At 61.9% G+C, this 15378-nt stretch carries 14 protein-coding genes; 13 read left to right on the top strand and 1 reads right to left on the bottom strand.

Annotation, left to right across the window (positions count from 1 at the left end; all coding sequences use genetic code 11):
* Window positions 1-131: 131 nt before the first annotated feature.
* Entirely contained in the window at window positions 132-1118 is a 987-nt protein-coding gene (locus PMW67_RS05395; protein ID WP_271738985.1) for a zinc-ribbon domain-containing protein, read from the bottom strand.
* Between the two features lie 225 nt (window positions 1119-1343).
* Here PMW67_RS05395 and tmk point away from each other — a divergent pair, with 225 nt between their 5' ends.
* The 13 genes from tmk to PMW67_RS05460 all read left to right on the top strand — a co-directional run bounded on the left by tmk (window position 1344) and on the right by PMW67_RS05460 (window position 15199).
* The gene (gene tmk / locus PMW67_RS05400) at window positions 1344-2027 is read left to right on the top strand and encodes a dTMP kinase (RefSeq protein WP_271738987.1); all 684 of its coding nucleotides are present in this window, start codon (window positions 1344-1346) and stop codon (window positions 2025-2027) included.
* Between the two features lies 1 nt (window position 2028).
* Window positions 2029-3156 carry a DNA polymerase III subunit gene (locus PMW67_RS05405; protein WP_195240967.1) on the top strand — a complete coding sequence of 376 codons (1128 nt, stop codon included), beginning with the start codon at window positions 2029-2031 and terminating at the stop codon, window positions 3154-3156.
* Window positions 3147-4847, top strand: coding sequence for a PSP1 domain-containing protein (locus tag PMW67_RS05410; RefSeq protein ID WP_271738988.1), 1701 nt, complete (start codon window positions 3147-3149; stop codon window positions 4845-4847). The genes PMW67_RS05405 and PMW67_RS05410 overlap by 10 nt, the downstream gene beginning before the upstream one ends.
* Before the next feature lie 102 nt (window positions 4848-4949).
* On the top strand, window positions 4950-5756 hold the full coding sequence (locus PMW67_RS05415) for a ComF family protein (RefSeq protein WP_271738989.1): 807 nt from the start codon (window positions 4950-4952) through the stop codon (window positions 5754-5756).
* Window positions 5757-5767: 11 nt separating this feature from the next.
* The gene (locus PMW67_RS05420; RefSeq protein WP_271738991.1) at window positions 5768-6877 is read left to right on the top strand and encodes a hypothetical protein; all 1110 of its coding nucleotides are present in this window, start codon (window positions 5768-5770) and stop codon (window positions 6875-6877) included.
* Between the two features lie 732 nt (window positions 6878-7609).
* On the top strand, window positions 7610-8635 hold the full coding sequence (locus PMW67_RS05425; RefSeq protein WP_271738997.1) for a substrate-binding periplasmic protein: 1026 nt from the start codon (window positions 7610-7612) through the stop codon (window positions 8633-8635).
* 317 nt (window positions 8636-8952) lie between these two features.
* A complete protein-coding gene (gene hpf, locus PMW67_RS05430) occupies window positions 8953-9537 on the top strand; it encodes a ribosome hibernation-promoting factor, HPF/YfiA family (protein WP_035137685.1) in 585 nt (194 codons plus the stop codon).
* A gap of 79 nt (window positions 9538-9616) precedes the next feature.
* Window positions 9617-10570 carry a DegV family protein gene (locus tag PMW67_RS05435; RefSeq protein WP_271738992.1) on the top strand — a complete coding sequence of 318 codons (954 nt, stop codon included), beginning with the start codon at window positions 9617-9619 and terminating at the stop codon, window positions 10568-10570.
* Between the two features lie 97 nt (window positions 10571-10667).
* Window positions 10668-11747: an NAD(P)-dependent oxidoreductase gene (locus PMW67_RS05440; protein WP_271738993.1), complete on the top strand. Its 1080-nt coding sequence runs from the start codon at window positions 10668-10670 to the stop codon at window positions 11745-11747.
* Window positions 11748-11752: 5 nt separating this feature from the next.
* Entirely contained in the window at window positions 11753-12181 is a 429-nt protein-coding gene (locus tag PMW67_RS05445; RefSeq protein ID WP_006236251.1) for a hypothetical protein, read from the top strand.
* Window positions 12182-12196: 15 nt separating this feature from the next.
* The gene (locus tag PMW67_RS05450) at window positions 12197-12895 is read left to right on the top strand and encodes a HEAT repeat domain-containing protein (protein WP_117820896.1); all 699 of its coding nucleotides are present in this window, start codon (window positions 12197-12199) and stop codon (window positions 12893-12895) included.
* A gap of 6 nt (window positions 12896-12901) precedes the next feature.
* Window positions 12902-13987, top strand: coding sequence for an isocitrate/isopropylmalate dehydrogenase family protein (locus PMW67_RS05455; protein WP_271738994.1), 1086 nt, complete (start codon window positions 12902-12904; stop codon window positions 13985-13987).
* Window positions 13988-14113: 126 nt separating this feature from the next.
* On the top strand, window positions 14114-15199 hold the full coding sequence (locus PMW67_RS05460) for a hypothetical protein (protein ID WP_271738995.1): 1086 nt from the start codon (window positions 14114-14116) through the stop codon (window positions 15197-15199).
* Window positions 15200-15378 lie beyond the last annotated feature (179 nt).

The following is a 15378-nucleotide window of genomic DNA, read 5'->3' on the forward strand; positions in this document are numbered from 1 at the left end:
AAAACATTGCCCAAAAAAACGAGCGAGGATCCCGCGATCCTCGCTCGTTTTTTGACCGGCAGCTAGGGACGTTCCTTTTCTGCTGGCAGTTTAGGAACGTCCCTAACTGCCGGCTCGGGAACGGCAAAGCACTAGTTCACCTCGACAGGCTTGGCGCCGGGATAGCGCTTCTCAAAATCTAGGCGGTACTTATTGTCATTGGTGCCCGCCACGTTGTCGCGCGACAGCGGCGCCACGATCTCATTCTTGTGGTCCTCAGGCTTGGCGTATTTCAGGCTGATCTCCCAGGCATCACAGATTGCGTCAATGCGGTGATCCAGGTCGTCGTACAGGGCGATGATGTCCTTCCAGGAGCTGTAGTTCTTGGAGCTCGTCGGGACGTTTAGGTCCTCGACGATGTCGTAATACTGCTCGATGGTGTCCTCCGTGCGCTCGGCGACGTCGGCGAGATTTTGACGGGTGGTTCGATCCTCTTCCAGATAGCTGCCGTTGAAGTTCTGCGCGCAGCCACGGACGTAGTTGTCGAGGTCTTCGAGCAAGTCGTAGTATTCGCTCAGTCGGCGGTAGAGATTCTGCTCGGAGAGCGTTGCTACGCCGCCATCCTCGTCGTCGTCATCGTCATCATCGTCGTACAGGCTGTTGGGATCGCCGAGAGGCTTTATGTCATCGTCGTCGACGTCATGGTGCAGCTTAGCTACCTCGGCAGTCATCTGCGTGGCGGCGTTGTCGAAAGGCTTGATCACAAAGAAAACGACCAGGGCGATGATGATCGCCACCAGCACAACAATAACGGCGATAAGCGGCCCGGTGCCGCTCTTTTTGGGAGCGGGGGTCTGTGGCGAAGCGGGCGTGTATGCGGGAGCCGGCTCCTGTTGGGGCGAGCCGCTCGCGACGGGTATGCGCTGCGTGGTCTCGACGGCCGCGGGGCTTGCGGCGGGGTCGGGGCGATAGGCGAGGGGGTCGTCCGCCTTGGCTTGCGGCGTATCAAGGGGGCCGGTCTGCTCAAAAGCGGGCTGGCTATCGCTCGCGGTTGTTTGCTCAACGGGTGCACCGCACGAGGTGCAGAACTTGGCATTATCTGCAAGAAGCTTGCCGCACGAGGCGCAATACCGAGACATTGCCACTCCTTTCGCCACATTTCAATGCAATACGACGATTATACCCAGCACCCCAAAAAGCCGGCAGTTGGGGACGTTCCTTTTCTGCCGGCAGTTTAGGAACGTCCCTAACTGCCACCTGAGTAGCCATTGGCTAGGTGGGATTTGGGACGCGCCGAGCACTGGGGTATCATGGCTTGGTTGATATATCTGCATTTACGCGCCTTGTAGGAAGGGGCTGCGCCCATGGCTTTTGAGCCCGCTCAACATAGCTTTATCACGCTCGAGGGCGTCGATGGCGCCGGCAAGTCCACGCAGGCGCGCCTGCTTGCCCGTGCGCTCGAGCTCGCTGGCTACCAGGTTGTGAGCCTGCGCGAGCCGGGCGGTACCGCCATCAGCGAAAAGATCCGTGCTCTGCTGCTCGACCCCGCCAATACGGCGATGGGCGACACCTGCGAGTTGTTGCTCTACGAGGCCGCGCGCGCCCAGTTGGTGCACGAGGTCATCGCGCCTGCCCTTGCTGCCGGCAAGGTGGTCCTGTGCGACCGCTTCTACGATTCCACGACCTGCTACCAGGCGTTTGCCGATGGCCTCGCTCGCCAGATAGTGCGCGATGCCAATAACCTGGCCGTCGCGGGGACGCACCCGGCGCTCACACTCGTCTATCACATCACGCCCGAGCAGGCGGCGCTGCGCATGGCAGCCCGTGGCGCGGCAGATCGCATGGAGGCTAAGGGCATGGCCTTCCAAGAGCGTGTCTACCAGGGTTTTTGCGCAATTGCCGCCGAGGAGCCAAACCGCGTAAAGCTCATCGACGCGACCGCGTCCATCGAGGACGTATTCGCACAGACGGTCGAGCAGGTTCGCGCCTACGGCCTCGACATTTCCCAGGATGCCGTCGCTGTCGCGCTAGCCCAGGAGGCCGAGTAACATGGCCCCCGCTCAGGCAAGCCTGCTGGCCAAGCTTGACACCCAAGAGCGCGTGCGCGACTTTTTGACCAATGCCGTCGCCAGCGGTCGCGCATCGCACGCCTACCTGTTTTTGGGCGCGCCCGGCGCGGGCAAGCTCGACGCCGCGTGGGCGCTCGCCCAAGCCTTCCTGTGCGAGCAGGATGGCTGCGGCTCATGCGATAGCTGCGTGCGCGTCGCCCGCCATACGCACCCCGACGTGCACTATTACACGCCCGAGAGCGCCACGGGCTACCTCATCGCCCAGACGCGCGAGCTACTCGACGACGTGCCCCTGGCGCCCATCCGCGCCAAGGCCAAGGTCTACATCATCGACCGTGCCGAGCAGCTGCGCGCCAACACCGCCAACGCACTGCTCAAAACACTCGAGGAGCCGCCCGAGGGCGTTATGTTTATCTTGCTGGGCACCTCGGCAGACGTGATGTTGCCCACCATCGTGAGCCGCTGCCAGTGCGTGCCGTTTCGGCTGGTGTCGCCCGCCGTCGCCGCGCAGGCCGTGAGCCGCGCCACCGGTCAGGACCCTGCGCGTTGCCGCATGGCCGTCGCCGTAGCGGGAAGCCCCACGCGTGGCATCGAGTTCCTCAAGAGCGCCGAGCGTCAGGACGCCCGCCGTCAGATGGTTCGCGCCATCGATTCGCTCATCGCCGCCGACGAGGCCGACGTGCTCAGCCGCGCCAAGTCACTCATCGTCGCCGTTAAGGCGCCGCTCGCCGAGGTCAAGTCCACACAGGAAAAGGTGCTCGAGCAAAATGCCGATTACCTGTCGCGTGGAGCATTGAAGCAGCTTGAGGACCGCAACAAGCGCGAACTCAACGCGCGCGAGCGTTCGGGTATCATGGAAGCGCTGGCGAGCGCGCGGACGCTCATGCGCGACGTGCTGCTGACACTTCAGGACGAGGCAGCCGACGTGGTGAACGAAGACGTGCGCGACACGATCGGTCGGCTTGCCGCCGCGACCAATGTTGCGGGTGCCACGCGGGCGCTCGAGGCAGTCGCGACCGCCGAGCGCAACATCGCCAGAAACGTTACTCCCCAGCTGGCCATCGAGGTCATGCTGTTCGATATCAGGAAGGCACTGAAATGCCGTTAGTCGTACCCGTTAAGTTTACCTACGCCTCGCGCGACCTGTGGTTCGACCCGCAGGATCTGGATATCCTCGAGGCCGATTATGCCATTTGTTCCACCGAGCGCGGAACCGAGATCGGCCTGGTCACGGCCGATCCCTTCGAGGTGCCGCAAGATGAGATCGGTCAGCCGCTCAAGCCCGTGCTGCGCGTGGCGAGCGACATCGACCTGCAGCTTGCCGACGACCTGGCCATCCAAGGCGACGAGGCGATGGTCGATTTCCGCCGTCTGGTCAAAGAGCTCGATCTCGAGATGAAGCCGGTCGGCGTCGAGTACCTGTTTGGCGGCGAGAAGGCCGTGTTCTACTTTGCGGCCGAGGAGCGCGTCGATTTTCGTCAGCTCGTCAAGGACCTGTCCTCAACGCTGCATATTCGCGTCGACATGCGCCAGATCGGCGTGCGCGACGAGACCCGCCTGGTGGGCGGCTATGCCCAGTGCGGACAGGAGCTCTGCTGTACGCGCTTTGGCGGACAGTTTGAGCCCGTCTCGATTCGCATGGCAAAAGAGCAGGACCTGCCGCTCAACTCGTCCAAGATCAGCGGCGTTTGCGGCCGCCTGATGTGCTGCCTGCGTTATGAGTTCGAGGCGTACAAGGACTTTAAGAGCCGTGCGCCCAAAAAGAAGACGCTCATCGATACGCCGCTCGGCAAGGCGCGTATCCAGGAGTATGACACGCCGCGTGAGCAGCTGGTGCTGCGCCTGGAGAACGGCAAAGTCTTTAAGGTCAACCTGGCCGATATGACGTGCTCGGAGGGCTGCAAAAAGAAGGCCGCCGAGCAGGGCTGCAACTGCCGCCCCGACTGCGTGACGCGCGACGTGCTCGAGCGCATCGAGTCGCCCGAGATGCGCCTGGCGCTCATGGAGCTCGATCGCGAGAACGGCGTCGACGTGGGCGATGGCCTGTCGAGTGCCGACCGCCTGGCCGGCACGTCGATGCCCAAGCGTCGTCGTCGCGATGCCGAATCCGATGCTCGCGCCGGTCAGGGTCAGGGCGAGGGCCGTGGCCGTGGAAAGGGTCGCGGCAAGGCCGAGGCACCCGAGGCCGAGGGGGCGGCCGATGGCCGTCGCCGCCGCAAGCGCGCGGGCTCGGGCGATGCTACCGAGGCTGCAGCCGCGGGCAAGAACGCCTCTCGCGAGCGCGAGGTCCAGCAACCCCAGCAGCAGAATCGCGGCGGTGGTATGAACCCCACACGTCGCCGCCGCCGTCATCTGTCGAGCGAGGAGCGCGAGGACGCCTTCCGCGCCGCAGCCGCTCGCGAGGCTGGTGCCGCCCCCAAGGGTGGTTCGGGTTCCGATGCGCCTGCCGACAAGGGTGGCAAGTCACGTGGCGAGGAGGAGCGCGCGCCGCGTCCGCGCCGTCGCCATTCCTCGGGCGCGCAGCAGAAGCCCTCAGTGCCCTCCGTGGCCGATCAGGTCTCGGATGGCGAGGTCAAGGTCACGCGCCGTCGTCCCGGAGATGGCGGGGGAGCGGCTGCCAAGGCTTCGCGTGGCGCCGCTCGCGACGAGCGCGAGCCGCGCGAGGATCGCGGTGGCGAGGGCTCGGCCGACCAGGGTCAAAAGCGCCGTCGCCGTCGCCGTTCCCGCAAGCCGCGCCAGGATGGCGGCGAGGGCTCGACTCCGTCTTCGTCCGCACCGCAACCGCCCGCCGGCGAATAACGCCCGCGAGCGGATTTAGCTCGCCTTGCCCCGAGCGCATCGGGGTATCATAGCGCCGAATCAACAACCCTCCCTGCGACCGAACGTAGGGAGGGTTGTGTCTTGAAGAGCCGTTTGAACATATTGAGCCGTCTGCAGGGCGCCGGTGCCCTGCCGTTTGCGGACGAATTGCTACCGTTTGCCGAGCACGCGACGTACGAGGCGCTTGAGGCGTTGTCGCCCACGCGATGTGCCGGCTGCGAACGCGCCGGTGCGCTTATTTGCCAAGACTGCCTGGCCGCGCTCACGCTCATCGACCCACGTCATAGCTGCACCCGATGCGGCGCCCCGTTTGGGGATTTGCTGTGCACTGAGTGTTCGGTCGAGGGCACGTCCTCGACAATGGCGGAGGCGCTCGACCGCTGCCTGGCGTGCGCCGTCTATGCGCATCCGCTGCCGCGCATCATTAAAGCGTACAAGGATGCGGGCGAGCGACGTCTGGCTCCGTATCTGGCGGAGCTGCTCTACGACACCGCCCTGCATGCCCAGGTCGTAGCGCCCGATCGCTACGGAGGTGTGCTGTCCAGTGCGGATGCGGTGGTGTTTGTGCCTGCGACGGCGGCAGCGTTTCGGCGGCGTGGTTTTGATCATATGGAGGCCATTGCGCGCCCATTTTGCGAGCTGTCGGGTGTTCCCCTGCTCGATGCTCTCGTCAAGTACGGGCATGGCGACCAGCGCGAACTCGGTCGTGAGGAGCGCCGCGAGCGTGCCCAAGGCATGTACGAGACGGTTGAGGATGTGCGCGGCCGCCGTCTGCTGCTTATCGATGACGTTATCACCACGGGCGCGACGATGGCCGCGGCTTCGGCGGAACTCAAGCGCGCCGGTGCCACGGCCGTTGATGGCCTCGCTATCGCACGCGTTTGGTAGGGGTGGTTCAGATGGCAATAAAGATCGGGCAGCGTGGCAAGCCTGCAAGCGAGCAGCTGGCTGCTTCCGTAATTCTGACGGGTGCCTCGGCGCTGCGCATGGTGCGCGCCGAGCGTCGGCAGATGGGCTACATAAGCTGGAAGGACCTTAATCCCGATGAAGAGCGCCGTGTGCTGCGCACGTCGTCGCCCTCGACCGAGGACATCTATCTTCCCGATTTGGTGCGGATTGGGGCCGCAGGCGGCGAGGTGCAAGAGGATTTGTGCTTGCTGGTAGGGTCTGCAGCGCAGCGCCGCCGTATTCTTGGCGTGAGCTGGTCCGTATGCTCCGAGTTGCCCGCCGGCTCGATTCTAGAGGTGGAACCGGGGGTGTACAGTCTATCTCCCGAGGCCCTTTGCGTAGCCGTCGCGCGCGAGGTCGGCTGCATCCAGGCATTTGCCCTGGCCCAGGAGCTGTGCTCTAAGATTTCACTGAGTGACCGCGGGAAGTATCTGCCTCCCTACACCTCGCCTGTCGTGAACAAATTGGCAAAGGACAAAGACCAGCCGCCAGATGTCGGTTACTTTGAGGTCGAGTCCGTGCTGACACCCGATTGCCTGGTAGATTACCTCGCGGCATGCAAGGGGAATGTGGCCAAACAGCTGCTGCGCCTGTGTCCCTACCTGTCGGAAAATCTGCGCTCGCCCATGGAGTGCATCATGCTCGCTCTGTTTTCGCTTCCGTTTTCCTATGGCGGATTTGCCTGCGGTCCCTTTAAGACCGACTACAAGATCGAGTTCGATGACCGTGCGCAGGCAATCTCGGGGATGCCGCATGCAGTTTGCGATGCGTATCAGGAAGCAGCCCAGTTTGACCTGGAATACAACGGTGAGCTGGGCCATTCCTCCCGGAGGGGACGTATCCATGATGAAAAACGCAACACGGGCTTGATTACTATGGGAATCGAGGTCGCGACGGTCAACAACGAGATGCTCTGCGACATGGAAGCGATGGAAGCGCTCGCATGGCGCATCCACCAGCGCATGGGTAAGCGATATCGCAACCGTGTTGACGCTCGCAGAAAGAAACAAGAGGCGCTATTTAACACGCTGCGGGCGTGTTTTGGGCTTAAACCCGCCTAACAATGCTCTGAAACAGGGGGTTGGATATATGCTTTGGCCAAAATATAGCAAATATGAGTACTGCCACAAATTCAGTAACAGCAAAATCAGGGATTTTGGGACTGGAAGATGGGGTAGATTAGAAAGTTATTAAACAAATGTGGAATATCCTGGCATCAATCTGACGTTATAGAGCGTGAAAACAGCTTGCAGAGCCAAAAACTCCTGCTACTAAATTGGTAACAGTACTCATATTTGCTATTTTTTGGCCACGGCGCCCTAAGACGGGTGTGTTGGGGCTTTCCATAGGGGAGCGACGGGCTCAATCAGAGCACGTGCGGCCCGTCCTGACCTGCGAAATCTGTACTCGCGATGCGAATAACGCCCCTAACCTTAAACTTTAGCTTGAACTTAGCTATAATGCGCTACGTTCCTGCCAGGCTGTGGTTGCGGACGGACGAAATGCCCGTCCTAGTCCAAGACAGACGCGGTCAAAGGGATCCACGTAAGCGACCGCGTGCGCGCGGCGCGATCATGGCGCGTCCTAGATGTAAGCCGCACCGTCCGTTCTACTTTCTTTGGGGCAATACCGCCTCGCGGGCGAGCGGGCCAGTCGTGAAGGTGGCTGCGGCCTCCCGAGCAAACGCCCCGGTGCGCAAGTGTGGGGTCAAATACCAGGTCAGCTGGTGGGAACAACCTGATATTCCGCGCAACGCACGGATCGTATACGACACAGAAGGCAGGGTAGTGGACATGGTGAGGGGCAGCTTGATGCACGCGGCTCGGTTAGGTGCTGGGACCGCAGCGGTCATCGCCGTTTTGGGCCTGAGCGGATGCGCGTTCAACCCGCTGTCTACGTTCACGACTCCCACGATCGACCAGATCGAGTACGAGACCGTCACGCCGGCGATGTCGGACGATGCCCTGGTCACTCCCGGAACCCTGACGGTCGCCCTCGATACTTCCGATGCGCCGCAGGCCATGCAGGACGCCGACGGCGAGCTCACGGGGTATGCGGTTGACGCCGCCCGCGCTCTCGCAAGCCGCATGGGCCTTAAGGTCGCCTTTGTCGATGCGTCCTCGGTAGGTTCCGTGCTCGGCGACAAAAAGGCCGATATCTTTATCGGCGAGATTAACTCCACGGACGGGGACATTAGCTCGCTCGGCACCTGCCTGTACGATGCCACTTCCGTGTTCGGTAAAACTAGCGATGGTGGGTCGCTAAGCGTTTCCACCGATACCCTTAACGCGTCTACTCTGGGTGTCCAAATGTCCTCGGCCTCGCAGGAGGCGCTTGCTAAGCAGAGCATCACCGCCAACCAAAAGACCTACTCCAACATCAACGAGTGCTTTGAGGCGCTCGAGTCCGGCGAGGTCGACTATGTGATCTGCGACTCCACGGCCGGCGGCTACCTTGCACGCCTGATGAGCGAGGTCTCCTATGTCGGTGCGCTCGAGGCGCCCTCGACGCTTGGTGTTGTGGGCCTTTCGTCCAATGACGAACTGTGCCGTGCCGTGAGCGATGCCCTCGACGGTATTACGGCCGACGGCACGCTCGAGGCGGTCCACTCTGTCTGGTATGGCACGATGCCCTACGACCTCACCACTAAGACGGTTTCGGGCGCTAACGTGCAGCCGGGCGATTCTGAGTCCAGTGAGACCATGTCCTCCGGCAGCGAGTCCTCCGATTCCAACAATGAGACCGCATCCTCTGAGGACAACTCGTCCAGCCAGGAAGGCACCATCACCGACGACGACATTAACAAACTCAATAGCTAGTTATTGCTAGGGGTGGTGTCTCCTATACGTTGGAAAGGACACTTCTTCACGGTTTCAACACGCACTGCCGGGCTCCTCCAATAGGGGAGCCCGGCTTTTTCATCCCAATAAAACCAGCAGGTCAAAGCTAATTTTCGGGACCAAATACAAAGCCGTCGGCCCCCTCCTATAGCGCACTTTGCCACAGAAAAGTGCGAGACTTCGGTATGCGGTATCAAGCAATCGTTATTCGGGTCTTTAGGAATCCGCGTGATTAAATGCACGGCAATGGGTACATAGCCAGTACAGTAAGTCCCCGAGGCAGATTGGAGCCACGTATGGATATCAAGGTTTCTGGACGCAAGACGACGGTAACCGATGCTCTGCGTGCGCATGTGGATGAGAAGATCGGCGAGGCGCTCAAGGTTTTCGATATCGAGCCCATGACGGTCGACGTTGTACTTCGCTATGAGAAGAACCCCTCGAACCCCAACCCGGCAATCGTCGAGGTTACGGTTCGTGCCCGCGGTTCGGTGATTCGCGTTGCCGAGCACGGTGCAGATATGTACGCCGCCATCGACCTCTCCGCCGATAAGGTCACCCGCCAGCTGCGCAAGTTCAAGACCAAGGTCGTGGACAACCGCCAGGGCGGTGCCAGCGCCGCGGATGTCGCACCGGTCGAGCGCGTTGAGGATCTGGCCGACCTGCTGCTGCCCGAGGAAGAGGACGACCTGCTCGTCCGCGAGAAGGTTATCGACGTCACCCCGATGACTGAGGAGCAGGCGCTGGTGCAGACCGATCTGCTCGGCCACGACTTCTACGTGTTCGAGAACGCGACGACTGGCCTCATCAATGTGGTGTATCACCGTAAGAATGGTGGATATGGCATCATCAAGCCCCGCATCGAAACACTTGACGAGTAAAATACGTTAACTTGCATGAGTTAACGGTTGGCGGCCATCCCATGCGGGTGGCCGCCTTTTTACGTAAGGAGTCGCTTTGATGGACAAGGCCGCATCTACCGGTCATTCGGACCGTTGCCGCATCGTCGTCGATACCTGCTGCGACTTTAGCCCCGAGGTCGCCGCGAACCTCGATGTCGATATCCTGGGTTTCCCCTTCATTATCGATGGCGAGGAGCGCACGGATGACATCTGGTCGAGCATCACGCCCAAGGAGTTTTACGACCGCATGCGCGCTGGTGCCCGCGTGTCCACCTCGGCTGTGTCGCTCGGTCGCTATATCGAGTTCTTTACCGAGTGCGCCAAAGAGGGCACGCCCACGGTCTACCTGTGCTTTACCTCGGCGCTGTCGTCGAGCTACAACTCCGCGTGCCAGGCGGCAGATGCCGTGCGCGCCGAGCATCCCGATTTTGAGCTGTACGTGGTCGACAACGCTCTGCCCTGCGCGACCGGCGCGCTCTTGGCGCTCGAGGCCGTGCGCCAGCGTTCGGCGGGACTGACCGCCAAGCAGCTGGTCGATTGGGCAAACGAGGCAAAGACCTACGTCCACGGCTACTTTACGCTCGAGAGCTTCGACGCACTGGCTGCCGGCGGCCGCATTCCGCCCGCGGCGGCGCAGCTCACGGCAAAGCTCGATGTCAAGCCCGAGCTCTCCTACGACCTTGCCGGCTCGCTGTCGCTGATCGGCGTCAACCGCGGCCGCAAGAAGGCGCTCAAGTCCATCCTCAAGTCGTTCCGCGAGAACTACGTGCCCGACCGCACCATGCCCATCGCCATCATGACGGCCGATGCCGAAAAGGACGGCGACTGGCTCGAAGCCGCCATCCGCAAGGAGGAAGGCTGCGCCGACGTCACGATCATTCGCAGCTCCGTGGGTCCCACCATTGGCTCGCACGTGGGCCCTGGCATGGTGGCCTGCGCGTTTTGGGGTAAGAACCGCGCCGACAAGGCGTCGCTTTCCGATCGCATCGCCCGCCGCGTGCGCGGTCAGTAGGCAAGCGCTGCGGCCGTAATCGATCCCAACTACAGCCCAAACGCTGGCACCGAGTATTCAACCTGGTAATAACACCCAACCCAAAAGGAAAGGTTTCATGGCAAACAAGCTCTCCGTCGCATTTATCGGCACTGGAATCATGGGTGCCCCCATCGCCGGTCACATCCTGGATGCCGGCTATCCCGTCACGGTCAACAACCGCACCAAGTCCAAGGCTGCCGCGCTTATCGAGCGCGGTGCCGCCTGGGCCGATACGCCGGCCGATGCCGTGGCTAACGCCGATGTCGTCTTTACCATGGTGGGCTATCCCTCCGAGGTTGAGGAGCTCTACCTGGCGGGCGACGGCCTGCTCGCGTGCGCCAAGCCGGGCGCGGTCTTGATCGACCTCACCACGAGCTCGCCCGAGCTGGCGCGCGACATTGCCGAGGCCGCCCAGGTCTCCGGCCGCATGGCGTTTGACTGCCCCGTCACCGGCGGCGAGTCGGGTGCTATCGCCGGCACGCTTACGGCTATCGTGGGCGCCACCGAGAACGACATCGCGCCGGTCCGCGACATCCTTGCCACCTTCGCGGCTAACATCTGCTGCTTCGACGGCGCCGGCAAGGGCCAGGCTGCCAAGCTCGCCAACCAGGTGTCGCTGGGCGCCTGCATGGTCGGTATGGCAGACGCCATGGCATTTGCCGAGCTGAGCGGCCTTGACCTGGAGAAGACCCGCCAGATGATCCTGGGCGGTACCGGCAAGTCCGGCGCCATGGAGAGCCTGGCTCCCAAGGCGCTCGACGGCGACTACAAGCCCGGCTTTATGGTCGAGCACTTCATTAAGGACCTGCGCTTGGCGCTCGCCTATGCCGACGATCGTGAGCTTGCGCTGCCCGGCGCCGACGTGGCCTTTACGCTCTACGACATGCTCGACGCCATCGGTGGCGCCAAGCTGGGCACCCAGGCCATCACGGTCCTCTACAAGGAGGAGGCCGACGCCATCGCCGCCGGTCTGGACTGGTCGCAGTATCGTCCCGAGGAGCACGGTGCTCACGAGGACGGCTGCGGTTGCGGCGAGCATGGCGACGACCACGAGTGCGGTTGCGGCCACCATCACGGCGAGGACCACGAGTGCTGCGGCGGTCACGGCCATGACGACGGCCACGAGTGCTGCTGCGGCCACCATCACGGGGAGTAGCACCCATGAGCTGGACGTTCGTGGTGTTAGCGCTGGTGCTCTTTCTCTTTGCGATTTACATTGGCTTTTTGTGCGGCCAGTGGGCCTGCGAAAAGCGCGTGATCACCAAGCGCGACTACTGGATTGCCAACTTTGCAGGAGCGGCGGCAGTCGTCTTGCTGACCTGGGTGTTTTCGCTGTTCCCGCTGGTGCAGTTTGCGCCGATCGGCTGGCTCGGCGGCTTTATCGCCGGTCTTAAGATGAGCTTTGGCGAGTCCGTTGGTCCATGGCGCAAGCACGACGAGGTTTTTAACGTCAACAAGGCTCATCGCGCCGCCGCCGACGCGGGCGACGCCGAGGAGCGTCGCCGTGCGCGTCACAATGGTGCAGCCGACCGACAGCTCATCTCGGTCACCGATGACAGCAAGGGTGCTGGCAAGCACGCTAAGAAATAGTAAGAAGAGGTAACTATGGCAGAAAACAAAGACGAACAGCTCACCGACGAGGAGCTGGCACAGCTTCAGCTGGCAGAGGAGAACGAGAACGCCGTCGACCGTCTGGTCAAGGAGCTCGGCTGCCCCACGCGCCGCATCCGCCAGTTTGCCGCCCGCGTGCTGCACCTGCTTGCCGAGCGCGATCCGCAGCGTGTTGTGCCCTGCGTGCCCGCGCTGATCGAGGCGCTCGACCGCCCCGAGGCGCAGACCCGCTGGGAGGCCCTCGATGCCCTGACGGCGCTCGCTACCACCTGCCCCGAGCAGCTGGGCGATGCCTTTGAGGGCGCCGAGACTGCACTGTTCGACGAGATCTCCTCCACGCTGCGCTATGCCGCCTTCCGCCTGCTGTGCGTGTGGGGTGCCACGAGCGTCGAGCGTTCGCGCGAGGCTTGGCCCATCCTGGACGAGGCCATCCAGTGCTACCACGGCGACCTCGAGTATCGCGACATGCTCGGTTGCCTGTACGAGTTTTGCCAGGGCGAGATCGACGCCGAGGTTGCCGAGAAGCTTGCGCTGCGCCTTAAGTTCGATGCCGAGAACGGTAAGGGCAGCTATCTCAAGGCCCGTTCGAGCGAGATTTGCGAAATGCTTGTTAAACGTTTTGGCCTGGATCTCTCCAAAAAGAAGAAGCGTGCTAGCGTTAAAAAATCTGACGACGCCGAAGACGAGGAGTAACAGATTATGGCGCACGATGTAGTCCTGATTCCCGGTGACGGTATCGGTCCCGAGATTACGCAGGCCATGCGCCGCGTGGTCGAGGCCGCCGGTGTCCAGATCAACTGGAACGTCCAGGAGGCCGGTGCCGGCGTCATGGACGAGTTTGGCACGCCGCTGCCCCAGCACGTGCTCGATGCGGTCGCCGAGACCAAGGTCGCCATCAAGGGTCCCATCACCACGCCGGTCGGCACGGGTTTCCGCAGCGTCAACGTGGCCCTGCGCAAGCACTTCGACCTGTACGCCTGCGTGCGCCCCTGCCTGTCGCAGCCGGGCGACGGCTCGCGCTTCCGCGACGTCGACCTGGTCATCGTGCGCGAGAACACTGAAGACCTCTACGCCGGCATCGAGTTCGATGAGGGCGCTGCCGAGGTCGAGGAACTCTCGCAGCTCGTCGAGCGTTCTGGTCAGAAGACCTTCGCCGCGGATTCCGCCATCTCGATTAAGCCCATCTCCATTGCCAAGAGCCGCCGCATTGTGGAGTATGCCTTTGAGTATGCCCGTCGCTGCGGCCGCAAAAAGGTGACGGCCGTGCACAAGGCCAACATCATGAAGGCGACTGACGGCCTGTTCCTGCGCGTGGCGCGCGAGGTGGCCGCCAACTATCCCGATATCGAGTTCAACGACAAGATCGTCGACGCCACCTGCATGGGCCTGGTCCAGAACCCCAACGACTTCGATGTCCTGGTGCTGCCCAACCTGTACGGCGACATCGTGAGTGACCTGTGCGCCGGCCTGGTGGGCGGCTTGGGTATGGCCCCCGGCTCCAACATCGGTGCCGACTGCGCCATCTTTGAGGCTACGCACGGCTCCGCGCCCGATATCGCGGGCAAGGATATCGCCAACCCCACGGCCGAGATCCTCTCTGCTGCGATGATGCTCGATCACCTGGGCGAGAACGATGCCGCCAATCGTATTCGCGCCGCCGTATCTGCCACGCTCGACGAGGGCGAGCAGGTTACCGGTGACGTGCGTCGTGCCCAGACCGGCTCCGTTGAGGGCGCTGTGGGCACGCAGGCCTTTGCCGATGCCGTTATCGCGCACCTGGTCTAAGGTATGCACGCTGCAAACGCCTAAATAGTACTTAAGTGTTTGCGTATAACCTAAGAATCAATACGCCCGGCGCTCTGCCGGGCGTATTCTATTGGGGACTATGTTTCCTAACAAGGAGTAACTGATATGGGTCTGATTCAAAAGAAGGACGAGAAGGACGAGATCGACGGCATCCAGATCATCGAGCGCGGCGAAGGCCCCGACGGTGATGAGGACGAAAAGATCGACCTGGTCGCCGGCACGTCTGCCGAACATATTGCCGCCGGCACGTCCGCCGAGGAGGAGGACGCCCGACTGGAGGCTCAGATTGCCGCGGATGCCGCTGACGAGAATCTGATGCCCGAGGCCCAGGATGAGGACGACGACTCCGACGTGGACGACCACGCTTGCAAGCACAAGAAGACGATGATTGCCGCCTTTGTGGTCGCTATCGTGATCGCTGCTGTGGTCGGCTTCTTTATCGGCAACGGTGGTTTTGGCGGCAAGGGCGTCGGCTCGGCGACCCTGACCGAGGACCAGCTCGATTCGACCGTGGCAAGCTATAGCTACAACGGCAAGAAGAGCGACATCACCGCGCGCGAGGCCATCGAGAGCCAGTATAGCCTCGACACCGTCAAGGACGACGACGGCAACTACACCGCACCGTCTGCCGACGTTATCCTGTCCTACGTGCGCAACCAGATTCTGCTGGACGCTGCCGAGGACGAGGGCATTACCGTCTCTTCCAAGGAGATGAAGCAGTACGCCGAGGATTCCATCGGCACCTCCGACTACAAGACCATGGCCACGCAGTACGGCGTGTCCAAGGACCAGGCCAAGCAGATCGTCCGCCAGTCTGCGACGCTGCAGAAGCTCTACAAGAAGAAGGTGGGCGATAGCTCCGCAAGCATGCCGACCGCCCCGACCGAGCCTGCTGACGGCAACGAGGAGACCGCGAGCAAGGACTACGCCGACTACATCATCAACCTTGCCGGCGACGAGTGGGATAGCGAGAAGGGCACTTGGAAGGATGCCGACAGCACCTATGCCAAGGCCTTTGCCGATGATGCCTTTACGGCCGATAGCGCCACCTACAAGCAGGCCATGACCGCCTATTACACTGCTTATCAGCAGTATTCCTCGCAGGCTTCGAGCGCCAGCTCCAAGTGGACCGAGTATGCTAACGGCCTCTACGCCAAGGCCAACATCAGCATCTACGGCCTGTTTGCGTAAAGATTTGTCTGAGCCACCGAGCGCGTAGCCGAAATATCTGAATAAGCCCGCTAGAACGGATGTTGTTCTAGCGGGCTATTTGCGTTGTTAGCGCCGGAATAATTTAGCCAAATATAGTCGGCCGAGATTGACCAATCCCGGCCGACCCATTTTAGCCAACACGCCCGCATCTATGACTT

Source organism: Collinsella aerofaciens (assembly GCF_028209395.1).
Classification (GTDB): Bacteria; Actinomycetota; Coriobacteriia; order Coriobacteriales; family Coriobacteriaceae; genus Collinsella; species Collinsella aerofaciens_AZ.